Origin of the sequence: Actinacidiphila alni (assembly GCF_900112845.1) — a bacterium.
Taxonomy (GTDB): domain Bacteria; phylum Actinomycetota; class Actinomycetes; order Streptomycetales; family Streptomycetaceae; genus Actinacidiphila; species Actinacidiphila alni.
Genome location: NZ_FONG01000010.1, coordinates 108393 through 131474 on the forward strand (window position 1 = coordinate 108393; position 23082 = coordinate 131474).

Below are 23082 nucleotides of genomic sequence, written 5' to 3' on the forward strand. Positions count from 1 at the left end.
GAATCCGCAGCTCAAGCGGGCTTGTTCAGCAGCAGTGAACTTTGCCCGGCGTGATTGCCGTCAGGCCCGGCGGGCTGCCAGCCTCCCGCCAATCCGGGAGTCCGGTTCGGCCGGCAGAGCCCAGCACAGAGAGCAGGAATCACGCCATGCGACGCCAGTTCCGCACCACCGCCGCCCTCGCCGCCCTGCTCATCGCCGGCGCGGCCGCCTGTGACTCGGGGGGCGGTTCGTCGTCCCAGAAGCCGCAGGACTCCAGCGCCTCGGGCACCCTCACCGTCTGGCTCCAGGTGGACGCGCAGGATCTGTGGCCGAAGTCGGTCAGCGCGGCGACCGCCGAGTTCAACAAGAAGTTCCCCAAGGTCAAGGTGTCCGTGCAGTACCAGGCGTGGGCCGACCACCTGACGAAGTTCGACGCCTCGGCGCAGGCCGACAAGGTGCCGGACGTGATCGAGATGGGCAACAGCGAGACCGCCCAGTACATGGAGGCGGGCGCCTTCACCGACCTCACCTCGCAGAAGGCCACCTTCGACGGCAGCGCCAAGTGGCAGAAGGGGCTCAGCGACGCCTGTACCAGCGACGGCAAGCTGTACTGCGTCCCTTACTACGGCGGTACGCGCGCGGTCGTCTACCGCAAGGACCTGTTCGAGGCGGCGGGCATCACCAAGCCGCCGGCCACCTGGAAGGAACTCCAGGCCGACATCGGCACCCTGATGGCCAAGCACAAGGGCGACAAGGGCTTCTCCGCGTTCTTCATGCCGGGCCAGCACCCGTACGGTTCGCTGCCGTTCGTGTACGACAACGGCGGGCAGATCGCCGAGAAGGGCTCCGACGGCAAGTGGAAGTCGGACCTGAGCACGCCCGCGGCGATCCAGGGGCTGAAGAACTGGAAGTCGCTGATCGACGCCGGTATGCGCGGCGACCGTACCGGTGACGACCTCGGCGCGGTGCCGGCGCTGGTGGCGGGCAAGGCCGCGATGAGCTTCTCCACCAACGCCCAGCTCGTGCAGACCTACGGCACTGCCAAGGGCGACCCGAAGCTCAAGGGCAAGGTCGGCTCCTTCCCGATGCCGAGCCCCACCAAGGAGGGCTCCTTCGTGCCGCCGTACATGGGCGGTTCCGTGCTGGCGGTGACGGCCAAGAGCAAGCAGCAGACGATGGCCACCGAGTGGATCAGGGACTTCACCTCCACCGCGCGCGAGAAGGAGTTCCTGGCGGGCGGCTTCCTGGCCAACACCCTCGACCTGACCTCCAGCGACCCCGAGCGGGCCGGTTACTTCGTCGGTCTGGAGGACAGCTGGAACGTGCCGGCGGCCAAGAACTGGGCGCAGGTCGAGAAGGACCTGACGATCAAGCAGATGCTGGCGGACATCGCGACCGGGAAGCTCAGCGTCGAGGCGGCCACCGCCAAGTACGGCAAGAAGATGGAGGAGACCCTCAACGCCTCCTGACCCGTTTCCCCGGCCCGGTGGTGACCTCGCTCCCCCGCCGGGCCGGACCTCTTCTCGTACGGACGGATCGACCGAGATGACGACGCTCACCCCGCGGCGGGCCACGTCCCGCACGGCGGACCCCCGGCCGGCCCGCCGGCGGACGGACCGCACCCCGTATCTGCTGATCGCACCGTCGCTGGTGGTGCTGCTCGGCGTGCTCGCCTACCCGCTGGTGAAGGTGGTGATCCTCTCCACCCAGAAGTGGGGGGTGGCGCAGATCTTCAGCGCGTCGGGCGCGCCGTCCTTCGTCGGCGCCGACAACTACTCGAAGCTGCTGGGCGATTCGGAGTTCTGGACGGTCCTGCTGCGCACGGTGGTGCTCACCGTGGCGATGGTCGGGCTGTCGATGACGATCGGTTTCGGTGTGGCGCTGCTGATGCGGCGGGTGCCGGACTGGTGCCGGCGCGGTATCACCTTCGCCCTGGTGATGGCCTGGGCGGTGCCCACCTTCATCTCCACCGAGGTCTTCCGGTGGATGACCGAGTACAACTCCGGTGTCGTCAACTGGGCGCTGGGCATGCAGCCGCACAACTGGTACTCCGACGCCACGCAGGGCCTGACGGTGGCGACGGCGGTCGTGGTGTGGGGCGCGGTGCCGCTGATCGCCATCACCCTCTACGCCGGGCTGATGCAGATACCCGCCGAACTGGTGGAGGCCGCGCGGATGGACGGCGCGGGTGCCTGGAAGGTGCTGCGGCACATCACGATGCCGGTACTGCGCCCGCTGCTGGCGATGCTGACGACGCTGTCGGTGATCTGGGACTTCCAGGTCTTCAACCAGATCTGGATCCTGCGCAACGGCGCGCCGGCCTCCGACTACTACACGCTCGGGATCTACGCGTACATCAAGGCGTACGCCGGGCACGACTACGGGCTGGCCTCGGCGACCGCGGTGCTGACCGTCGTCGCGCTCGTCGGCGTGATGGTCGTCTATCTGCGGCAGATCGCGAAGATCGGAGACGTCAGTTGAGTACCGGTGCCCTCAAGTCCGTGGGGTCGGCGGCCGCGCGGCCGGCAGCCTCCGCCGTCCGTACCTCGCGTGCGGGGCGGATGCGGGCGGCGGCGACGAGCGTGTGGACGGCGCTCGGGATCGTCGTCATCGCGGTGTGGATCTTCCCCGTCTACTGGATGGCGACCACCGCCTTCAAGTCTGGGCCGGCGATGGCGGCCGACCCGCCGCAGCTGTGGCCGCACTCACCGACGCTGGTGCACTTCCGCAAGGTCGTCGACGATCCGCTGTTCTGGGACGCGGTGACCAACAGCGCGCTGGTCACCGCGATCACCGTGCCGGCCGCCGTGCTCGTGGCCTTCGGTTCTGCGCTGGCGATCGCGCGCTTCCGCTTCCGCGGGCGCGGGCTGTACGTCACCGCGGTGATGCTGGTGCAGATGGTGCCGCACGTGGCCCTGGTCGTACCGGTGTTCCTCACGCTCAGCGACGTCGGCCTGTCGGACTCGGTGCCGGGCCTGGTCGTCACCTATCTGGCGTTCATCCTGCCCTTCGCGGTGTGGACGCTGCGCGGCTTCATCGCGGCGGTGCCCAAGGATCTGGAGGAGGCCGCGATGACCGACGGCTGCACGCGGATGGGCGCCTTCCGGCACATCATCCTGCCGCTGACGCTGCCCGGTCTGATCGCGACCTCGGTCTACTCGATGATCCTGGCCTGGAACGAGTATCTGTTCGCGTATTTCATCATCGCCAGCCCGCACAAGTACACGGTGCCGCTGTGGCTGACGCACTTCGTGACGAGCGAGGGCACCGACTACGGGGCGCTGATGGCCGGTTCGGTGATCGTGTCGGTGCCGGTGGTGGTCTTCTTCATGCTGGTGCAGCGCCATCTGGCGGCGGGGCTCACGGCGGGGGCGGTCAAGGGCTGAGCGCACCGGCGGTCATGGGCCGAGCGCCGGTGCGGTCGAGGTCTTGGCACGGTCGCGGTCGACGGCCGAGCGCGGGGGCGGTCCGCCGGTCCGCCCCCGCGGCGGTCGACACGGCCGGGAAATTCCTGGACCATGCCGCGCATGCCCCTCACCGTCCGCGATCTTCTGGCGATCCCCTCCCTGCGGCTGACGCTGGTCGCGGGCAGCGCGGGTCTCGGCCGTGTCGTGGAGGCCGCGCACGCCTCGGAGATGCTGCGGCCCGCCGCGTGGCTGGAGGGCGGCGAGGCGGTGATGACGACCGGGCTGCTGCTCGCGGCTCCGGATGCCGGGACGGCCGCGGAGTGCGCCGCCTACGCCGAGGACGTCGAGCGCGGCGGCGGCGCCGCGCTGATCGTCGGGCTCGGTCCCGCGCTGCCGCTGCGGGAACTGCCGCCCGCCCTGGCGACGGCGGCCGAGCGGCTCGGTCTGCCGCTGCTGACCGCGCCGGAGCGCACCCCGTTCGTCGCGATCACCAAAGCGGTGTTCGGCGCCCGCGCCGCCGAGGAGCGGCGGACGCTGGAGCGCACGTTGCGCACCCAGCGGCGGCTGACCGCGGCCACGGCGTCCGGCGGCGGTCTGGACGCGCTGCTGCGGGCCTGGCAGGAGGCCACCGGCACCGGGGTGGTGGTGTGCGACGCGCTGGGCCGGCTGCTCGGCGCGGCGGGCACCGACGGCGCCGCGGCCCTGGCGGAGGCCACCGAACTGCTGGACGTGGTGGCGCTACGGGGTCTGCGGGGCAGCGCCGACGGCGACCTCGCCTCCGGGCGGGTGCAGGTGCAGCCGCTGGGCGCGTCCCATTTGCGCGGCTTCATGCTGCTGCTGGGGGCGGGCAGCGCCGAGTCTCGGCTGCTGGGCAGTGTGCTGGTGTCCCTGCTGTCGGTGGAGCTGGAGCGGCGGCACCTGGCGGACGAGCCGCAGCGGCGGCGCCGGGCGCGGATGCTGGACCGGCTGTTCTCGCCCGAACTGCCGCCCGACCAGGCCCGTACGCTGCTGGCCTCGGCCGGTGTGGCGGCCGAGGCCGTCCGCGTACTGGCGGTGGCGGCGGAGGCGGAGCCCGCGGACCTGGCGGCCGATCTGGCGCTGGCGGTGCCCGGCGGTCTGGTGCGGGTGGCCGGTGACGCCGTGGAGGTGGTGGTCGGCGAGGCGGTGGACGTGGAGGGCATCCTGCGGCGGTTCGCGCCGGGGCAGCCGGCCGGGATCGGGCCCGCGGTACTGCCGCAGCACGCCGCCCTGTCGCTGCGGCAGGCCAGGGCCCTGCTGCCGACCAGCCGTGAGCTGGGCCGTCCGGTGACGGCGACGGAGGCGGGTTCCGTACGGCTGCTGTTGAGTCTCGGCAGCCCCGTCCTGCTGGCCGCGTTCGCCGATACGGTGCTGGCGCCGCTGGACGCGCGGGACCCGGACGGTGTGCTCACCGAGACGCTGCGGGTCTGGCTGGAGACCAACGGTTCATGGGCGGAGACCGCGGCTCTGCTCGGGCTGCACCGGCACACCGTGCAGAGCAGGATCGAGAAGGTCGCGCACCTGACCTCGCGCCGCCTGGACCGCACCGAGGACCGGGTCGATCTGTGGCTGGCGCTGCGCTCGCGCGAGTCCGCCCCGCCGCACGGCCCCTGATCCACGGGCCGGTGCGGCGGGGCGGACGCCGTGCCGGGAGCGGTCAGCCGGTGAACCAGGGGTTGCCGCCGCCGAGCGACCAGACCGACACCTTGGTGACGCCCAGCGAGGTCAGCACCGCGAGCTTGGCGTCGAGCGCCGTGCTGTCGACGTAGTCGTAGAGTTTGCCGCCGGACACCCAGCGGATCTCGCCGGAGGACGGGTCGCGGCGCGCGGCCACGGTGGCCGGGTCGGTGGAGAAGCCGGGGCTGTGCTTCATGTCGCTGTACTGGATGTTGCCCGTGACCGCGTCCAGGTCGCAGGGGTCGGGCGCGCTGATGCCGTACGAGGGCAGGGCGATGACCAGCCGGGACGGGTCGGGGACCTTGCTCTGCGCGTAGCGCGTGACCTGGCGCAGCCAGTCGAGCGGGGTGATCGGCAGGCAGCGGTCGCCGGACGCGGTGTCGAACTCCTCGTCGTACGCCATGATGTCGAGTTCGTCGACGCCGGTGGCGCTGACGTCGGCGTAGTCGTAGAAGTCGGCGTCCTCAGTCATGGCGGGGGCGTCGACCACGAGCTTCTTGCCCTGCGCGTGCAGGGCGGTGGCGAGCTGCGTGAGGAACGTCTTGTAATTGCGGAGGTCGGCCGCGCTCCAGGACCAGTAGTCCTCCATGTCGACGTCCACGCCACTGAGTTGCTTGTCGACCACGAACGAGGTGAGCTGCGACACGGCGTTGCCGCGATTGGTGCTGCTGCTCACCAGGGCGTGCACATCGGCGGTGGTCATGGCGGAGACGGTCGGGTACTGGAAGGCCGAATGGGCCTTGAGGTCGGCGACGTTGGCGGCGCTGTAGGTGTTGCAGCTGCCGTCGGCGGCGGATTCGAGGGTGACCTTGCCCTTGCCGTTCACGCTCCAGTACTCGGGCTTGAGCGCACCGTTCTTGACCCGGTTGTCCGCGTATTCGGCCGGCGCGGTGCAGGTGGAGTCGCCGGAACCGCCGGGGTAGAGCCAGGTCTGGAACTGGACGCCGGTGGCGGCGTGCCGGGCGGTGGCCGCCGGGTGGTGCGCGGCGGCCGACCGCCGGTCCTTGCCGGCCGGGCCGTGGTGCGGGGCGCCGTCGGTCGTCATGGCGCCGGCCGTCATGGCACCGGCCAGCGCCGCTGAACAGGCAGCGGCAGTGGCGAGGATGATGAGCCTGCGACGAAGCATGTCCGTCCCTTCGGATGGTGTGGGGGGGATGACGCAGCGGAGCGGCCGACGTGACGTCAGGGGCTAGCCGCGGTCGTTCCAGTACGGGTCGAGGACGAGGGTGTCGGCGCCCGGTACGCGCGAGGCCGCCGACCAGGAGCCGCCGAGGACCCGACCGCCGTCGGCCTCGGGAGCGAGCGACAGTTCGGTCAGGATGCGGTAGCGGTCACCGCGGTAGACGGAGCGGGTGAATTCCACGACGCGGCCGTCGGCGTCCCTGGCGGCCCGTTCGAACAGCAGGGCCGGGGTGTGCACGGGCACACCGAGCAGGTCCGCCTCGGCCTCGTCCACCACGGTCGGCTCGATGAGCTGGGACGCGCGGGTGAGCAGGATGCCGTACCGGCTGCCGAGCAGGCGGTAGAAGGAGTCGGTCTCCAGGTCGCGGGGCGCGAGCCCGGGCACCAGCGCGGCCGGGACGTGCAGCGTCTCCACGCACATGGGGTCGCCGTCGACCAGCCGGAGCCGGGTGATGCGCAGGACGCGTTCGGCGGGCGCGGTGCCCAGCCGGCGGCCGATCCTGGGCCCCGCGGCGGCGCCGGTGAACTCCACGGTACGGCTGGTCCATTCGCCGTCCACACCGCCGACGCTCAGCCCGGGACCGGCCCCGGAGCCGGACGCCGGGCCCTGGCCGAGCCGCTGGGCGACCTTGCTCCTCGCGACGAAGACACCGCGCCCGTGCTCGCGCAGCAGCAGCCCGTCGCGGACCAGGTCGTCCATCACCGAACGCAGGGTCGGGCGGGAGACGGCGAGGGTCTCGCACAGCTGCCGCTCACCGGGCAGCGGACGTCCGGCCTCGGTCTCCTCGACCAGGTCCATCAGATGCGCCCGGATCCGCTGCCGTTTCTCCCACCGGCTCTCGCTGCTGACCATGCCCAGACAATGGCCCACTTCCTTACCACTGGTCAATATCTGGTCAGCAAAAACATCACCATCCGCCGTCCGAGTGATGTAGCGAATTGCAAACATCTGCAATTCACTACATCATGGAGGCCGTCGACGCCCGGGACCACCGCGGGCGCGGAGCCGGGCCGGATCCCGGCGCGCCCCGCAGGGGGCGAGGAGGGTACGGGATCGTGCCAGTGCGGGACTGCCGTGCAACACCGTGGACCGCGCGGTGAACGGAACACTCAGCACGCTCGCCAAGCGCGCGCGTGCGCTGCTCCCCGACCGCGCGGATTACGCGCTCATGGCGCGCGATCCGCGCCGCGACCTGCTGGCGGGGCTGACCGTCGCCGTCGTCGCACTGCCGCTGGCGCTCGGCTTCGGGGTGTCCTCGGGGCTCGGCGCCGAAGCCGGGCTCGCGACCGCCGTCGTCGCCGGCACCCTGGCCGCCCTATTCGGCGGCTCGAATCTCCAGGTCACCGGCCCGACCGGGGCGATGACGGTCGTGCTCGTGCCGATCGTGGCCAAGTACGGGCCAGGCGGTGTGCTCACCGTCGGTCTGATGGCGGGGGTCCTGCTCATCGGTCTCGCCCTGCTGCGGGCGGGCCGCGCCATGCGGTTCGTCCCGGCGCCCGTCGTGGAGGGCTTCACGCTCGGCATCGCCTGCGTGATCGGTCTCCAGCAGGTGCCGGGCGCGCTGGGGGTGCCCAAGCCCGACGGCGACAAGGTGCTCGTGGTCACCTGGCGGGCAGTCGACGAATTCGTCCGGACCCCGAACTGGACCGCCGCGGCGCTGGCCGCGGCGGTGGCCGCGGTCATGCTGCTCGGCGCGCGCTGGCGGCCCGGCGTCCCCTTCTCGATCGTCGGCGTGGTCGGCGCCACGGTCGTCGCCCAGGCGTGCCATCTGACGGCGGCGCCGCCGATCGGCGATCTGCCCTCCGGGCTCTCCGCGCCCTCCCTGGGCTTCCTCGATCTCTCGGTGCTCGGCTCGCTGCTCGCGCCCGCGGTCGCGGTGGCCGCCCTCGCGGCGCTGGAGTCGCTGCTGTCCGCGACCGTCGCCGACGGTATGACGGTGGGCCAACGGCACGACCCCGACCGGGAGTTGTTCGGCCAAGGCATCGCCAACATCGCCGCCCCGCTGTTCGGCGGCGTGCCCGCGACGGCCGCCATCGCGCGTACGGCCGTCAACGTCAGGACCGGCGCGGGTTCCCGGCTCGCCGCGCTCACCCACGCGGCGGTGCTCGCCGTCATCGTCTTCGCGGCCTCGCCGCTGGTGGCGAAGATCCCGCTGGCCGCGCTCGCCGGGGTCCTGGTGGCCACCGCGATCCGGATGATCGAGGTCGGGTCGCTGCGCGCGATGCTCGGGGCGACCCGCTCCGACGCGGTCGTCCTCGTGCTGACCGCCCTGGGGACGCTGGCGCTCGACCTGGTCTACGCCGTCGTCATCGGCCTGGTCGTCGCGGGCGCGCTGGCGCTGCGTGCGGTGGCCCGGCAGACCCGGATGGACCAGGTGGACTTCCGCCCGGACCTGCCCGGCGAGCACAGCGACGAGGAGCACGTGCTGCTGGCCGAGCACATCGTCGCCTACCGGGTCGACGGCCCGCTGTTCTTCGCGGGCGCGCACCGCTTCCTGCTCGAACTCACCGAGATCTCCGACGTCCGGGTGGTGATCCTTCGGCTGTCCCGGGTGACGACGATGGACGCGACCGGCGCCCTGGTCCTCAAGGACGCCGTGCAGAAACTCGACCGGCGGGGCATCGCCGTCCTGACCTCGGGCCTGCGGCCCGGGCAGCGGCGGACGCTGGACTCGGTCGGCGCGCTGGAGCCTCTGCACGGCCGCGAGTACGCCACCACGCCCGAGGCGATCGCCGGCGCGCACGCGCATCTGGTCGCGACCGGTGTGCTGCCCGCGCCGCGGCAGTCCGCGAGCGCCGTTCCGGTGGAGCAGCCGACGCCCTGAAGGGGTGACGCCGATGGCACGGAGCCGGGTGACGGGCGCGTGGACGGTCGCGCGGCGGGCGCGGCGCGCGGGAGGATGGGGGCATGGCGAAGAGTTCCAGGCGCACGCGAGAGCTGACGGGCCGGGCGCGGACGGCCGGCGCACCGGAGGCGGTGCGATGAGCGCCCCGCTGTACCAGCTCAAGGCGGAGTTCTTCAAAACGCTCGGCCATCCGGTACGGATCCGGGTCCTGGAACTGCTCAGCGAACGCGAGCACGCGGTCTCGGAGATGCTGCCCGAGGTCGGTGTCGAACCCGCCTATCTGTCACAGCAGTTGGCCGTGCTGCGCCGGGCGAATCTGGTCGTGACCCGCAGGGAGGGCTCGGCGGTGCACTACGCCCTGGTCAGCCCGCAGGTCGCGGAGCTGCTCGCGGTCGCGCGCGGCATCCTGTCGGGCGTGCTGGCAGGGCAGGCCGAACTCCTCGCCGATCTGCGCGCCGCGGAGCCCGCGGACGCGCCGGGAAAACGGTAGGAGTACGGCCTCGGCCCCGCGGCTGTCAGCCGTGCGAGCGGGTGCCGACGTAGAACAGCAGCCAGAGGAAGCCGGCGAAGAGGTGGCCGGCGATCACATAGACCAGCACGCGCAGCACGACGCCGCGCTCCTTGTACTTCTCGGTGCCCGCGCCCCGGTCCACCGGGCCGTCGTAGCCGGGCGTCCCGGTGCCGGTGCCCGTGCCGCTGCCGGTGTCGGGCGCCGGGGCGGCGCCGTGCGTGTCGCTCATGCCCGCGCCGCCGTCGCCGGCGCCGGTGTTTCCGTCGTCCGGGTGTCGGCCGCCGGGGTGTCGGTCAGCTCGGCCAGCAGGTCCTGGCGGCCGGCCAGCAGCTCGGTGAGGATGCGCCGGGCCGCCCGCATGAGATCGCCGACATCGCCGCCGGCCAGCGCGTAGACCACGGTCGAGCCGCCGCGCGTCGCCGTCACGATTCCGGAGCGGCGCAGCACCGCGAGCTGCTGCGACAGGCTCGACGGTTCGATCTCGATCGCGGCGAGCAGGTCGCGTACGGGCATCGGGCCCGCCTGGAGCAGTTCCAGCACCCGGATCCGCACCGGATGGCCGAGCATCCGGAAGAACTCCGCCTTCGCCTGGTACAGCGGTACCGGTGTCGTGTCCACGCCCGACCTTCCCGTCTCCCCCGCCGACCCGCCGTCGCGGCCCGTCTTCCGGGATAAGAACCTCACGAATTGAAGAACTCTTCAAGTCTAGGCCACGCCGACGGGCGGTGCGTCCGGCCCTCGGTGTGCTCCGGGCGTGGGGGCGGCGCGCGGTCAGCGCGCGCGGTCCGCCTCGGCCGCGTGCTTCTCCTTGATGCGGACCGCTTCCTTGCGGACGCCCGCCTGCACGGCGCGCTCGTGCGTGAGCCACTCGGGCTCGTCCCGCTTCAGCGCGTCGATCTCCTCGGTGGTCAGCGCCTCGGTGACCCCGCCGCGCGCCAGGCCCGCGATGGACACCCCGAGCTTGGCGGCGACCACCGGACGGGGGTGCGGTCCGTTGCGGCGCAGCTCCACCAGCCACGCGGGCGGGTCGGCCTGGAGCGCGTTCAGCTCGGTGCGCGAGACGACGCCTTCCTGGAAGTCCGCGGGGGTGGCCTGGAGGTACACACCCAGCTTCTTCGCCGCGGTCGCGGGCTTCATGGTCTGGGCGGTCTTCTGCGACGTCATGCCCCAAGGGTAACGAGCGCGCGCACCGCCGCCGACCACCAGCGGATAACCTGCTGGAGTGACAGCTCCGCAGACGCCTCCGACCTTCCGGCTCGCCTACGTCGCGGGCGTGACGCCGTCCAAGTGGGTACGGATCTGGCACGAGCGGCTGCCGCAGGTCCCGCTCGAACTGGTGCCGGTGACCGCCGCCGAGGCGTTCGGCATGCTGCGGGACGGCGGCGAGGGCCGCGAGGGCGGTGTGGACGCCGGCTTCGTCCGGCTGCCGGTCGACGGCGCGGACCTCAGCGCGATCCCGCTCTACACCGAGACCACGGTGGTCGTGGTCCCCAAGGACCATCTGCTGGCCGCTGCCGACGAGGTGTCCGCGGCCGATCTCGCCGACGACGTCATGCTGCGTCCCCTGGACGATGTGGTCGGCTGGGAGGATCTGCCGGGCGAACCCGCCAAGGAGCGCCCGGCGACGACGGCGGACGCCGTCGAACTGGTCGCGGCGGGCATCGGGCTGCTGGTCGTGCCGCAGTCGCTGGCCCGGCTGCACCATCGCAGGGACCTCACCTACCGGCCGGTCACGGACGCACCGCAGTCGCGCGTGGCCCTGTCCTGGCCCCAGGACGCGACCACCGACCTGGTGGAGCACCTCATCGGCATCGTCCGCGGCCGTACGGTCAACAGCACCCGCGGCAAGCCGCTGCCGTCCGGCGCCGAGGACCAGCGCAAGGCGCGGGCCACGGCCAAGGGCCGCGATGGGACCAGGGCGGGGGGCAAGGGCCGGGACAAGGGGCAGGGCGCGGGCCGGTCCGGTACGGGCTCGGCCCCCAGGTCCGGCTCGGCGCCGAGGTCCGGCTCAGGTTCGGGTTCCGGTTCGGGCGGCGGCAAGGGCCGCGGCCGCGGCGGCAAGCCCCGCCGCCGTTCGTAGGCACCCTCCCCCCGCCGCCGGTCGAAGAGCCCGGACCGCTTCGGGCCGGCTACGCCCGGTGCGCGGGCTCTCGCGTGCCGGCCAGGACCTCCGCGGCCGCGACGCCCGAGGCCGCCGTCGCGCCGTGGGTGAAGATCTGGGCGGCGCCCGGCGCGGTGTCGCCCGGCAGCCCCATCTCGACCACGATCGCGTCGGGGCGGGCATCGGCAAGTTCGGCCAGGGCGTGCCCCATCCACTTGTTGCGGGCGGCGTCCCTGACCACGACGACCAGCGGGCGGCCGGCGGCCGGGGTGAGACCGTAGGACTCCAGGAGGGCGCCGTCGGCGGCCAGTTCCTGGTGGTGGACGCGGACGAAGGTGGTGCCGGGCAGCCGCTCGCGCAGCGGTGCGGCGACGCCCCACGGCGTCTCCTTGCCGATGGCGAGGTTGGTGGACGGCACCAGTTCGACGACGTGCGGCGGCGCCGCCAGCGGCAGCACGGCCTCGGCGGAGCCGCCGAGGCGTATGGCGCGCCGGGCGGCGACGTAGCCGATGTCGCCGCTGATCGGGTTGACCGGGACGGTGCGGCTCAGGCCGAGCGACCAGTCGGCGAATGCCCCGACCCGCTCGGACGCCTCCGCCAGGCGGGCCCGGGTGAGGTCGCCGGAGCCGACGGCGTCGACGAGGGCGGCCACGAGTTCGTCGACGGTCTCGGGTCCCGCGTGCTCGCCGCCGACGCAGACCGCGTCGCAGCCGGCGACGACCGCGCGTACGGTGGCGCCGCCGATGCCGTAGCGGTCGGTCACGGCGCCCATCTCGATCGCGTCGGTGACGACGAGCCCGTCGAAGCCGAGTTCCTTGCGGAGCAGGCCGTCGAGGATGCGGCTGCTGAGAGTGGCCGGAAAGTGCGGGTCGTAGGCGGGCACCAGGAGATGGCCGCTCATCACGGCGCGCACCCCGGCGCCGATCGCCGCGCGGAAGGGCGGCAGCGCCTGGGCGGCGATGGTGTCCAGGTCGGCGTCGTAGCTGGGCAGGCCGTGGTGGGAGTCGACGGCGACGTCGCCGTGGCCGGGGAAGTGCTTGGCGCAGGCGGCGACACCGGCCGACTGCAGTCCCCGGATCCAGGCCCCGGCGTGCCGGGCGACGAGTTCGGCGTCGGTGCCGAACGAGCGGACGCCGATGATCGGGTTGTCCGGGTTGGAGTTGACGTCCACGCTGGGCGCGTAGTTGAGGCTGACGCCGGCGGCGTGCAGTTGGCGGCCGAGGTCGCGGGCGACGGACTCGGTGAGTTCGGTGTCGTCCACCGCGCCGAGCGCGAAGTTGCCGGGCCGGGTCGAACCGGTGGAGGACTCGATCCGGGTGACATCGCCGGCTTCTTCGTCGATCGCGATGATCAATGCGGGGTTTTCGGCGCGCAATTGCGCGGTGAGCCGGGCGACCTGCTGCGGCGAGGCGATATTCCGTGAGAAGAGCACTACTGATGACAGGCCGTCAGCGATGGCCCGCAGCACCCAGTCCGGCGCTTCCGTCCCCACGAATCCGGGCTGGAGGACGGAGAGCGCGAGTCGTCGCAGCTCCTTGTCGGGCGTGCTGGAGGACATCGACTGGGCCTTCCACGTAGAGCCAACGCAATTGCGACACGGCGGACATTGGTACAGACCATCCGGATACTCGCCCAGCTTGAACAGGGGTGTCAAGTGCGTCGCGCGCGTGCTCCCACCATCTCCACAAGCGCCGGATCGGGCCGCCAACGGCCCCGCGCACACAGAGGTTTACCCGCCGTAGGGCTCACATCGCAGACGGCGACGACGTGGCCGAATCGCGCTCCACGGTCGGCGCGACACGCCAACTCGCCGGTTGACAGTGGCGGTTGGTCTAATCCATTTTAGTGGGACGCGAGTTCAGCGAGCGACATGCGCGGCGTAGTGCCATGAATGATGAGCAAGTTGACTGGCGGAGCCCTCACGGGAACCGTTTGGCATGACCATCCGGCGCCCTGGGCCCCATCACCAGGCGCCCGTTCACCGACGGCAGCAACGCCCCGTTGCCGCGCGTATCCGCTCGCCCACCGACAGCAATACGTGGTGCCGCCATGTCTTGCTCCGGAACAAGTAGTGGTCGCCCAGAACTACTCTCGGCACCGGACGCGGTTATCCGTCCCCACACGGCTGATCCGTCCCGACCGAAGGGCAGCCCGGGGGCGATCCGCATCTGAGAACCGACCCCAGGAGCGACTGCTTTGTCCGCGCCTAACCCTGCTTTCCGAGCCGCTTCGGAGATACCGTACTTCAGCTCGGACGGCGAGACTTATCTCACGCCCACTCCCCTGCGTGACCTCCGCAAGACGCGGGAACTCCGCGTTCTGTCCGAGGAGGATTTCACTTTCTGGCAAACCTACGGCTATGTCGTGGTGCGCCAGGCGATCCCCTCGCTCGCGGCGAATGAACTGCTGGAATTCGCCTGGGATTTCCAGGGTCTGGACCCGGCCCGGCCGGACACCTGGTACGAGGAGCGCGAGTTCCGGTCCGACCTCGACCGGGAACTGCACATCTACGGTTTCGTCGAGGCGTACCACCACCAGCTGATGTGGGACAGCCGCCAGTCGCAGCGCGTCTACGACGCGTTCGTCGACGTATGGGACTGCGAAGAGCTGTGGGTGACCCTCGACCGGCTCAACCTCAACCCGCCCAACATCAAGAACCGCGACCGCGCGCACATCGCGCCCACCGAACGCGGTTTCGACATCCGGCTGCACTGGGACATCGACACCACCCTCGACGTCACCCCGCAGCGCGTGCAGGGCATCATCGCGCTCAATGACACCAAGCCCGACCAGGGCGGTTTCCAGTGCTCGCCGGAACTCTTCCGCCGCTTCGAGGAGTGGAAGAAGACGCAAGGCGAGGACCGCGACCCGATCCGGCCGAGCATCGACCAGGCGGAATACCCGATCGTCCAGCCGGAGCTGAAGGCCGGCGACCTGCTGATCTGGAACGGCCTGCTCGCGCACGGCGTGGCACCGAACGTGTCGGCCGACGGGGTCCGCTCCGCGCAGTACATCTCGATGATGCCCGCCCTCGAATCGCACCAGGAGCTGCGCGAGTCGCGCGTCGCGTCCTGGCGGGACCTCAGCACTCCGGAGTGGAACGCGACGCTGGTCGGCGACGCGGTCAAGCACGAGTCGCTGCGCTACGGCCGGGCCGAACTCACCGCGCTCGGCGCCAAGCTGCTCGGCCGCGACTCCTGGAAGCAGGGGGACGCATGCGCCGAATCTGCCTGACGCTGCCGACCGACCGCCCGTGCGCGACAACGATATCGGCGGTGTACGAGGAGGCCGCCTACGCCGTCACGCACTTCGACGTCGAGGTGCGTCTGCTGATCCTCGACTCCTGCGCGGCCCCGGCCGTCGCGGAGCACGCCCGGGTGGTCGCCGGTCTGCCCGCGGCGCCCGGTGTGGTCGTGCACCACATCGACGAGGCCGCGCAGCGCGACTTCCTGCGGCGGGCCGTCGACCGGTCCGGCGTCGCCAAACCCGAGCTGATCCTCGATCTGATGCTGCCGGACGGCCTGTCGTACGGCGCCTGCACCAATCGGGCGTTCCTGATCGCCGCGGCGCTGGGCTGCGAGTCCGTGCACCGCAGGGACTCCGACAGCCGCTACCAGCACGTCGACGGACTGCCCGTCTTCCCGATCCACCACGAGCTGATGTCGCTTGGCAAGCGGGCGGGCGACGCGGCGGCCGGGGTCACCGAGAACGCGCTCGCCGCCGAGCACGCCGACAAGACCGTCACCATGGTCGGCGCCTCCTTCATCGGCGAGATGTCGGTGGACATCGAGGAGATGTACCGGCTCGACCGCGACGCGTACTACGACGTCGTCGGACTGTGGGCGCCCGTGCACTGGTCGGCGGAGAAGAAGCGGGAGCTGGTGGACGAGTCCTTCCGCGGCGCGGGCAGCGAGCCCTTCGCCGGGGACCGGTCGACGCTCACCCTGGTCGATCCGATGCGGGTCGACATGTGCAACATCGCCTTCCACGGGGTGCACGAGCAGGTGCCGCTGATGCCCGCGAGGGACACCATCGGCAGCGACTACTTCCTCATCCATCTCGTCCCGGATTCCACTTTGCCGGGTGTGCTGCACAATCGGCACATCGTGAACTACTACACGGGCGAGCGACGCACGGACGCCGGTTTCCTCGCCTATCAGTTGCGCTTCGCCAAATTCTTCCTCTCGATGCTCTATCTCAATTTCGTGTACGACCGGATGACCGCGGCCGGCGCCGCACTGCTGGACGGGCAGGACCGCGTGCGGGTGCCCGCGATCGTCGAACTGCTGCGGGAGAGCGCGTCGCTCGACCGTACGGAGAACGAGGAGCGGCTGGACATCATCGACCGTTCCTATCGCACACTCGGCGGTCGTTACGCGGAATTCGCGGATCTGCTCGCGGGGCGGCGGGAACGACTGCTGGACGAAGCCCGGGGGGACATCGAGGATTACGCCCTGCTGACCGAAGTCTGGTCGGCGTTGATCGGGACGTGCAGATCCATGGGTGCCGGCGAATTCCAGCGGCTGCCCGGCTGAAGCCGCTCATGACGCACGAGAATTCCTCGCTGCTCGCCGCGCTCGCGGACGCCACCGAGGACCGGATCATCTTCGATCTCACCGCGATCGAAGAACGCTACGATTCCCTGCTGCGCGAACTGCCGGGGATATCGGTGCGCTTCGCCATGAAAGCCTGCCCCGTGGACGAAGTGCTCGCCTGTCTGGTGAACAAGGGCAGCGGTATCGATGCAGCGAGCCTCAACGAGATCACCCAGGCCGTCGAATCCGGCGTGGCGGTCGAACGGATCCATTACGGGAACACCGTGAAATCCGACCGGGACATCGCGGCGGCCCACCGCCTCGGTGTCCGCGACTTCGCCACCGACAGCCTGGAGGACGTGGCGGCGATCGCCGCGCACGCCCCGGGCTCCCGGGTGTTCTGCCGGCTGGCGACCGACGGGGCCGGGGCGCTGTGGGGTCTGAGCAACAAGTTCGGCTGCTCGGCCGAGGACGCGGTGGCCGTGCTGGAACGGGCCCGCGCGACCGGTCTGCGGCCGGCCGGCCTTTCGGTGCACGTCGGTTCGCAGCAGATGACGGCCGGCGCCTGGCGGCGCGCGTTCGAGCAACTCGTGGACGTGCTGGGCGTGCTCGGCGAGCGCGGCATCGCGCTGGAGTACATCAATCTGGGCGGCGGGCTGCCGGCGCTCGGCTATCTCGACAAGTGGGGCCGGCCGCTCGATCCGCCGATCGACAAGATCTTCGCGGTCGTCCGGGACGGGATGCACCAGTGCCGGAGCGTGTCCGGCCGCCGTCTGCGCTTCGTGATGGAGCCCGGCCGCCATCTGGTCGCGGACGCCGGCGCGGTCCGCGCCCATGTGTCCCGGCTCTCCACCCGGCACACCCCGGACGGGGCCACGCACCGCTGGCTGTATCTGAGCTGCGGCAAGTTCAACGGCCTGTACGAGATGGACGAGTTGCAGTACCGCCTGGTGTTCCCCACCCACCCGGCGGCGGGCAGCGGGGCGGGACCCGGCACCGGATTCGTGCACGCCACCGTCGCCGGACCCACCTGTGACAGCGACGACGCCTATTCGCGCGAGCACAGCCAGGTCGCCGTGCCGGAGGCGGTGCAGTCCGGGGATCCGGTGTGGGTGCTCTCCAGCGGTGCCTACGCCGTCAGTTACACCACCCAGGGGTTCAACGGCTTCAGCCCGCTGCCGTACGCGTGCATACGCGGCGCGGGCCGGCCTGCGCCGGACCCGGCCGCGGACGGAGGCGTGCGGTGAGCGACGAGGTACGCGTACGGCGGATCGGCGACGGTGACTGGGACGGCATCGTCGCACTGGAGGCGGCCGCCTACACACCGCTCGGGCTGTCCGAGGGGCGGGCGGCGCTGGAGTCGAAGGCGCGGGCGTCGCCGACGACCTGCTTCGTGCTGGAGTCCGGGGACCGGCTGGCCGGCTATCTGCTGTCCCTGCCGTATCCGGAGTCCGCGGCGCCGGAACTCGCCGGCGGCGCCCCGGAGATCCACACCTCGCGCAATCTGCATCTGCACGATGTCGTCGTCGCCGAGGATCTGCGCGGGCGGGGCCTCGGCGCGCGGCTGCTGCGGCATCTGACCGGGCACGCCCAAGCGGCGGGCTACGAACGGCTGTCGCTGGTGGCGGTCGGCGGCAGCCACACCTACTGGGCGGCCCACGGCTTCGCACCACGGCACGAAATCGCCAACTCCGGAAGCTACGGCGCCGGTTCGGTCTACATGACGATGCCGCTGCCGGCCGGGCACACCGCAAGACCGACCACGCCGACCAGCGGCCTGCTGAGCGGGACACCATCGCGAGACGAAGTGGGATAACTCCTGTGCTGCACGTTCACGATCCGTTCCGGCGCGGGCAGGTGGCCATCGGCGCCCTGTTCTTCTCGCTGGGCTTCCAGTACGCCACCTGGGCGTCGCGGCTGCCGTCGATCAAGTCGCGCCTGGACCTGACCGCCGCCCAGGTCGGGCTGCTCCTGATGGCCACCGGCATCGGCGCGGCGGCGGCCTTCCCGCTGGTCGCGATGCTGATGCGGCGGTTCGGCTCGCGCCGGCTGTCGCTGTGGTCGGCGCTCGGCCTGACACTGCTGCTGATCCCGCTGTCGGTGATGCCGAACTATCCGGTCGCCCTGCTGATCATGGGGGTCGACGGGGTGCTGGTGGCGTGCCTGAACGTGGCGATGAACGCGCAAGGTGCGGCACTGGAGGCGCTGCACGGGCGCAACGCCATGGCGAAGCTGCACGCGACCTTCAGCGGCGGCTCGCTCGGCGCGGCCCTGCTGGCGTCCGGGATGACGTCCCTGACGTCCACGGTGGCCGTGCACTTCGGTGTCGCCGCCGTGCTGCTGCTCGCGCTGTCCGGCTATGCCAGGACGGGCCTGCTGACGCAGGAGCAGATCGACGCGGAGCCGGGGACCGCCGAGGCCGGCGCGGCGGCGCAGGAGGCGGCGCAGGAGGCGTCGCGGGACGCCGGTGCCCCGGTGGACGCGGACGTGAAGAAGAGGAGCAAGTGGACGCTGCCGACCCGGGTGACCTTGTGGATGGGCCTGGCCATGGCTTTCGGCACCATCACCGAGGGCGCCATGAACGACTGGTCGGCGATCTACATGAAGGACGTCGCGAAGGCGTCGGCGGGTGTCGCCCCGATGGGCATCGCGGTCGTGTCGGTGATGATGGTGCTCGCCCGGCTCTTCGCGGACGGCTGGCGCAGCCGCTGGGGCGACGGCCTGATCGTCAAGGCGGGCAGCGCGCTGGCCGGCTGCGGTCTGGCACTCGCGCTGCTCAGCGGTGGTGTCGTGCCCGCGCTGATCGGCTTCGCCGCGGTGGGTCTGGGCATCGCGGCGGTGACGCCGTGCGTGTACGTGGCGGCGGCGGGCCAGGGTTCCGACGCGCTGACGCTCGTCGCGACGATGGGCACGACGGGGCTGCTCGCGGGCCCGCCGGTGATCGGTTTCATCGCCAGCGCGAGCGGTCTGGTGTGGGGCCTGGGCGCGGTGGCCGCGTGTGCCATCGTCGTCTCGCTGTGCAGCACCCAGATCCGCTGGCCGCGCCCGGCCTGACCTTTCGCAGGGTGGCGGCGTCCGGCGTGTCCCGGGCGCCGCCGCCCGTGCCCTCGAATCCCGGTTGACGTGCGGCTCGGGGCACCGGTTCGCTGTGCCGGTGAGCAGACTCCGTATCGAGCGCGTCGCCGACGACGCCTTCGCCGCCGACTGGCGGCACGTCCACAACACGATCATCCCGACGCACCTGCTGTCGCCCGAGGACGTACGTGACCGCGGCCGCCGCAATCTCCTGGACGTCGCCTATCTCGGCGACACCCTCGTGGGCAATACGACGGTGCGCCCGCCGACCGAGGAGGAACCGGCCGCCACCGTCATCGCCCGGGTGCTCACCGCCCACCGCGGCCGGGGTTTCGGCCGGGAGCTGTACGCGTACGCGCTTGGTCGGGCGCGGGAGCTGCGGCCGGAGCGGATCGAGACGGTGGTGCTGGAGTCCAACGAGGCCGGGCTGCGGTTCGCGCTCAAACAGGGCTTCGCCGAATTCGAGCGCTATGTGCTGCCCGGCGACACGATCGCCTATGTGACGCTGCGGCTGCCCTGACCCGCCGCGTCCGGGCGGGTGTCCTGACCGTCGGCGCGGCGTCCGCGGACCGCCGGGCGCAGGTCGAGCATCTGGAAGACCTTGTCGTAGCGGCGGTCGCCGACCGCGACGAAGCCGGGCAGCCTGCCGTATTCGCGGAAACCCAGCGAGGTGTAGAGGCGCAGCGCGTGGGTGTTGTCGGCGCGGGCGTCCAGGGTGAGCACCTCGACGCCGGCGCGGCGCGCGTCGGCGATCAGGGCCGCGGTCAGGGCGCGGCCGATGCCGTGACCGTGGGCGGCGCCGGCCACCGCGAGCTTCTCCAGGTCGGCGTGCGGGCGGTGCGTGGGCCGGGCGTACCGCCGCCAGTAGCCGAGGCCGACCAGTTCCTCGCCGAGGCGTGCCACCCGCAGCGCGGCGTCGCCCGCGCGGGCCGCGGCCCGGACCTCGTCGAGGAGTGCGGCGATCTCGGCGCGGTCGGGCGGCTCCACCCAGCCGAGCGCCGCGCCGTCCCGTACGAGCGCGGCCAGCAGCCCGTGGGCCGCGTCGGCGAGACGGTCCCTGGCGTCCGGGCCGGAGTCCAGTTCGCGGGCGGACACGATGTGCAGCGCGTCCCCCGGCACCGCCGTCTCGGCCGTCGTCGTCATCGACATCCGCCTCTCCCCTGCGCGTAGGACCGCCGCGGCCGGACCACCGGGCCGACATCAGTGCATCACCCATCGACCCCCGGGCGCTACGGCGCCTCGGGCGCGTCCGCGCCGTACAGTGGCGGTATGGCCGTCAGTTTGCTGGACATACCCGGTGTCGGCGCGGTGCGTCAGCGGCTGCGGGCGGAGCTGTTCGCCCGGGTGGCGGGGCCGCGCGGGCCGGAGAACCGGGCGCGTATCCACGAGACGGCCGGGCCGCGGTGGTTCGGCCCCGACCGGCCGATCCGTACCGTGCACGGCGACGCGTCGATGTTCATCGGCGGCCTGCGCGCGCTGCTCCTGCAGTCGCTGCACCCGCTGGCGATGGCGGCGGTCGCGGCGCACTCCGGCTACCGCGGCGATCCGTGGGGCCGCCTCCAGCGCACCAGTACGTTTCTGGCGGTGACGACCTTCGGCACCGCGCAGGACGCCCGCGCGGCCGTCGGGCAGGTGCGGGCGGTGCACGGGCGGGTCGCGGGCACGACGGCCGCGGGCGAGCCGTACCGGGCGTCCGACCCCCATCTGCTGGGCTGGGTGCACGCGGCGGAGGTCGACAGCTTCCTGCGGGCCCACCAGCGGTACGGCGCCCGGCCGTTGGACCCCGCGGGCTGTGACGCCTATCTGGCGGACACCGCGCGGGTGGCCGAGGCACTCGGTGTGGTCGACCCGCCGCGCGACCAAGCCGCGCTGGCGGAGCGGCTGGCCGCGTACCGCCCGGAATTGCGGGCCACCCGGGAAGCGCGGGACGCCGCGCGTTTCCTGCTGCTCGACCCGCCGCTGCCCTGGGCCGCCCGCGGCCCGTACGCGGTGCTGGCCGCCAACGCGGTGGCGCTGCTGCCGTCCTGGGCGCGCAGTCCGCTGCGGCTGCCGTATCTGCCGGTGCTGGAGGCGACGGGGGTCCGGCTGGCGGGGCACGGGCTGACCCGGACCATCCGGTGGGCGATGGATCCGCGGGCCGCCGGGGAGCCGGCACGCACGCCGCCCGGCGGGGCCGCGGCAAAAGCGGGGCGGACCCGGTGAGGTCCGCCCCGCCTGCCGGGATCGGTCGGGTCAGCCGGTGAAGGCGGTGGTCCCGATCGGGGTGCCGAGGCCGGTCGGGCCGTCGTAGCCGGCCTTGCCGGTGCACAGGTAGCTGCCGCCGCACGAGCCGTTGGAGCCGCTGGTCACGTCATTGAGCGCGGAGGTGTGCGCGTACGGGAAGGACGTCGGGTACGAGCCGGCGGACGGGGTGCCCGCGAGCGCGTACACACCGGCGATGACCGGCGAGGCGACGCTGGTGCCGCCGAAGGTGTACCAGCCTGCCGTGACGCCGTAGGAGTCGTAGACGGCGACACCCGTGGCGGGGTCGGCGACCGCGGAGACGTCGGCGATGGTCCGCTTGGCGCAGCCGGTGTCCTTCTGCCACGACTGCTTGGCGTCGTAGGCCGAGCAGCCGGAGCCGGTGCCCTCGGTGCTCGAGGTGGACCAGACGGTCTCGGTCCAGCCGCGGGTGGTGGAGGACTTCTTCAGCGCGGTGCCGCCGACGGCCGTCACGTACTTCGAGGCCGCCGGGTACTCGGCGCCGTAGCCGGAGTCACCGGCGCTGACGGTGATCGCGACACCCGGGTGGTTGAAGTACGAGGAGTCGTAGCTGCTGTCCGAGGAGGACTCGGAGCCGCCGTAGCTGTTGGAGACGAATTTCGCGCCGAGCGAGACGGCCTCGTTGACCGACTTGCCGAGGTTGGCCATGGACGCGGACTTGGCCTCGACGAGCAGGATGTTGCACTTGGGGCACAGGGCGCTGGCCATGTCCAGGTCGAGCGAGATCTCCTCGGCCCAGCCGCTGTCGGCGGACGGCAGCGAGGTGGTCGAGCCGGTCTGGCTGACCTTCTTGAAGCACCCGTTGGCCACGGTGCAGGCGGGCAGTCCGTAGTACGACCGGTAACTGGCCAGATCCTTGGCCGCGTTGGGGTCGTCGTACGCGTCGACGATCGCGATCGTCTCGCCCGCGCCCTTGGACGCCGCGGCGGAGGTCAGGCCGTAGGCGGCGAGCAGGTCGCTGGGGCCGTAGCCGGACGGGGTGGCGGCGGTCGCCGCGTCGGGGGTGACGGTGGCGGTGCGGGCCGCGTGCACGGTGCCGCTGGTCACGCGCAGCGCCTTGCACGCCATCTCGCCGGCCCTGGCGGGGGTGGCGCAGGCACGCGCGGTGTGCACGGGGCGCGCCGTGGCCGCGGGCTGCGCGGCCTGGGCGGACGGGGTGAAGGCGAGTGCGGAGGCGGCCAGGGCGGCGACCGCGGTGAGGGGAAGACCGGCGCGATGTATCGCCCGGCTCAGGGTGTTGCGCAACGAACTGCCTCCTGTGGTGGGTTACCTGGGGGCCCTGCGGATGCTCCAGTGGCTCCGGTGCCGGATGGGGCGGCAGAGTCACTGAACCGCCACTATGGGTGACGCGGGCACGTCAACAAAGTGGGCGGGTGAAGTCTCTACCTCCGCTTTGCACAAGGGACTTCGCCTTGGGGAAAGCCTGAACGAGAAATGACCGCGCGAGACGCATGAACGGCGCTCGCGCGGTCACTCCGGTCGGCTCGGG

Annotated in this window: 22 protein-coding genes; 14 read left to right on the forward strand and 8 right to left on the reverse strand. The window is 71.9% G+C overall.

Annotated features, from left to right (window positions below):
- The first annotated feature begins 146 nt into the window (after window positions 1-146).
- The 4 genes from BM076_RS18320 (at window position 147) to BM076_RS18335 (ending at window position 5018) form a co-directional block, all read left to right on the forward strand.
- Entirely contained in the window at window positions 147-1448 is a 1302-nt protein-coding gene (locus BM076_RS18320; protein ID WP_093714670.1) for an extracellular solute-binding protein, read from the forward strand.
- Window positions 1449-1524: 76 nt separating this feature from the next.
- Window positions 1525-2460, forward strand: a complete 936-nt coding sequence (locus BM076_RS18325) for a carbohydrate ABC transporter permease (RefSeq protein WP_093714671.1) — start codon at window positions 1525-1527, stop codon at window positions 2458-2460.
- Window positions 2457-3365 carry a carbohydrate ABC transporter permease gene (locus tag BM076_RS18330; protein WP_245796133.1) on the forward strand — a complete coding sequence of 303 codons (909 nt, stop codon included), beginning with the start codon at window positions 2457-2459 and terminating at the stop codon, window positions 3363-3365. The genes BM076_RS18325 and BM076_RS18330 overlap by 4 nt, the downstream gene beginning before the upstream one ends.
- Before the next feature lie 141 nt (window positions 3366-3506).
- Window positions 3507-5018, forward strand: coding sequence for a PucR family transcriptional regulator (locus tag BM076_RS18335; RefSeq protein WP_093714673.1), 1512 nt, complete (start codon window positions 3507-3509; stop codon window positions 5016-5018).
- 43 nt (window positions 5019-5061) lie between these two features.
- On the opposite strand, the gene BM076_RS18340 is transcribed toward BM076_RS18335, so the two are convergent.
- Both BM076_RS18340 and BM076_RS18345 read right to left on the reverse strand, forming a co-directional pair.
- Window positions 5062-6207: a glycosyl hydrolase family 18 protein gene (locus BM076_RS18340; protein WP_245796134.1), complete on the reverse strand. Its 1146-nt coding sequence runs from the start codon at window positions 6205-6207 to the stop codon at window positions 5062-5064.
- A 63-nt stretch (window positions 6208-6270) separates the two neighbouring features.
- Complete coding sequence (locus BM076_RS18345; RefSeq protein ID WP_093714674.1) at window positions 6271-7116, reverse strand: GntR family transcriptional regulator; 846 nt, start codon at window positions 7114-7116, stop codon at window positions 6271-6273.
- A 316-nt stretch (window positions 7117-7432) separates the two neighbouring features.
- On the opposite strand from BM076_RS18345, the gene BM076_RS18350 reads away from it, so the two are divergent.
- Window positions 7433-9088: a SulP family inorganic anion transporter gene (locus BM076_RS18350; RefSeq protein WP_093714820.1), complete on the forward strand. Its 1656-nt coding sequence runs from the start codon at window positions 7433-7435 to the stop codon at window positions 9086-9088.
- Window positions 9089-9245: 157 nt separating this feature from the next.
- On the forward strand, window positions 9246-9599 hold the full coding sequence (locus tag BM076_RS18355) for an ArsR/SmtB family transcription factor (protein ID WP_093714675.1): 354 nt from the start codon (window positions 9246-9248) through the stop codon (window positions 9597-9599).
- Window positions 9600-9624: 25 nt separating this feature from the next.
- On the opposite strand, the gene BM076_RS18360 is transcribed toward BM076_RS18355, so the two are convergent.
- From BM076_RS18360 to BM076_RS18370, 3 genes are all read right to left on the reverse strand, one after another.
- Window positions 9625-9849: a DUF6126 family protein gene (locus BM076_RS18360; RefSeq protein WP_093714676.1), complete on the reverse strand. Its 225-nt coding sequence runs from the start codon at window positions 9847-9849 to the stop codon at window positions 9625-9627.
- A complete protein-coding gene (locus BM076_RS18365) occupies window positions 9846-10238 on the reverse strand; it encodes an ArsR/SmtB family transcription factor (RefSeq protein ID WP_265737101.1) in 393 nt (130 codons plus the stop codon). The genes BM076_RS18360 and BM076_RS18365 overlap by 4 nt, the downstream gene beginning before the upstream one ends.
- 153 nt (window positions 10239-10391) lie before the next feature.
- Window positions 10392-10784, reverse strand: coding sequence for a DUF5997 family protein (locus BM076_RS18370; RefSeq protein ID WP_093714677.1), 393 nt, complete (start codon window positions 10782-10784; stop codon window positions 10392-10394).
- 58 nt (window positions 10785-10842) lie between these two features.
- On the opposite strand from BM076_RS18370, the gene BM076_RS18375 reads away from it, so the two are divergent.
- Window positions 10843-11700 (forward strand): LysR family substrate-binding domain-containing protein, encoded by an 858-nt coding sequence (locus BM076_RS18375; RefSeq protein ID WP_177246502.1) that lies wholly within the window; start codon window positions 10843-10845, stop codon window positions 11698-11700.
- Between the two features lie 49 nt (window positions 11701-11749).
- Here BM076_RS18375 and BM076_RS18380 read toward each other — a convergent pair whose 3' ends face one another.
- Window positions 11750-13279 (reverse strand): glycoside hydrolase family 3 protein, encoded by a 1530-nt coding sequence (locus BM076_RS18380; RefSeq protein ID WP_093714678.1) that lies wholly within the window; start codon window positions 13277-13279, stop codon window positions 11750-11752.
- A 638-nt stretch (window positions 13280-13917) separates the two neighbouring features.
- Here BM076_RS18380 and BM076_RS18385 point away from each other — a divergent pair.
- The 6 genes from BM076_RS18385 to BM076_RS18410 all read left to right on the forward strand — a co-directional run bounded on the left by BM076_RS18385 (window position 13918) and on the right by BM076_RS18410 (window position 19851).
- Entirely contained in the window at window positions 13918-14955 is a 1038-nt protein-coding gene (locus BM076_RS18385) for a phytanoyl-CoA dioxygenase family protein (protein WP_093714679.1), read from the forward strand.
- Window positions 14937-16256 carry a DUF6271 family protein gene (locus BM076_RS18390; RefSeq protein ID WP_093714680.1) on the forward strand — a complete coding sequence of 440 codons (1320 nt, stop codon included), beginning with the start codon at window positions 14937-14939 and terminating at the stop codon, window positions 16254-16256. The genes BM076_RS18385 and BM076_RS18390 overlap by 19 nt, the downstream gene beginning before the upstream one ends.
- Window positions 16257-16264: 8 nt before the next feature.
- Window positions 16265-17503: a type III PLP-dependent enzyme gene (locus BM076_RS18395; RefSeq protein WP_093714681.1), complete on the forward strand. Its 1239-nt coding sequence runs from the start codon at window positions 16265-16267 to the stop codon at window positions 17501-17503.
- A complete protein-coding gene (locus BM076_RS18400; RefSeq protein ID WP_093714682.1) occupies window positions 17500-18072 on the forward strand; it encodes a GNAT family N-acetyltransferase in 573 nt (190 codons plus the stop codon). Before BM076_RS18395 ends, BM076_RS18400 begins: the two co-directional genes overlap by 4 nt.
- A 5-nt stretch (window positions 18073-18077) precedes the next feature.
- Window positions 18078-19310 carry an MFS transporter gene (locus BM076_RS18405; RefSeq protein ID WP_093714683.1) on the forward strand — a complete coding sequence of 411 codons (1233 nt, stop codon included), beginning with the start codon at window positions 18078-18080 and terminating at the stop codon, window positions 19308-19310.
- A 100-nt stretch (window positions 19311-19410) separates the two neighbouring features.
- A complete protein-coding gene (locus tag BM076_RS18410; RefSeq protein WP_093714823.1) occupies window positions 19411-19851 on the forward strand; it encodes a GNAT family N-acetyltransferase in 441 nt (146 codons plus the stop codon).
- Here BM076_RS18410 and BM076_RS18415 read toward each other — a convergent pair.
- Window positions 19827-20480 (reverse strand): GNAT family N-acetyltransferase, encoded by a 654-nt coding sequence (locus tag BM076_RS18415; RefSeq protein WP_245796135.1) that lies wholly within the window; start codon window positions 20478-20480, stop codon window positions 19827-19829. The two genes, BM076_RS18410 and BM076_RS18415, sit on opposite strands and share 25 nt — an antisense overlap.
- 120 nt (window positions 20481-20600) lie before the next feature.
- Between BM076_RS18415 and BM076_RS18420 the strand changes: the two genes are divergently transcribed.
- Window positions 20601-21533, forward strand: coding sequence for an oxygenase MpaB family protein (locus BM076_RS18420; protein ID WP_093714684.1), 933 nt, complete (start codon window positions 20601-20603; stop codon window positions 21531-21533).
- Window positions 21534-21563: 30 nt separating this feature from the next.
- Here BM076_RS18420 and BM076_RS18425 read toward each other — a convergent pair whose 3' ends face one another.
- Window positions 21564-22838 carry a S53 family peptidase gene (locus BM076_RS18425; RefSeq protein WP_093714685.1) on the reverse strand — a complete coding sequence of 425 codons (1275 nt, stop codon included), beginning with the start codon at window positions 22836-22838 and terminating at the stop codon, window positions 21564-21566.
- Between the last annotated feature and the right edge of the window lie 244 nt (window positions 22839-23082).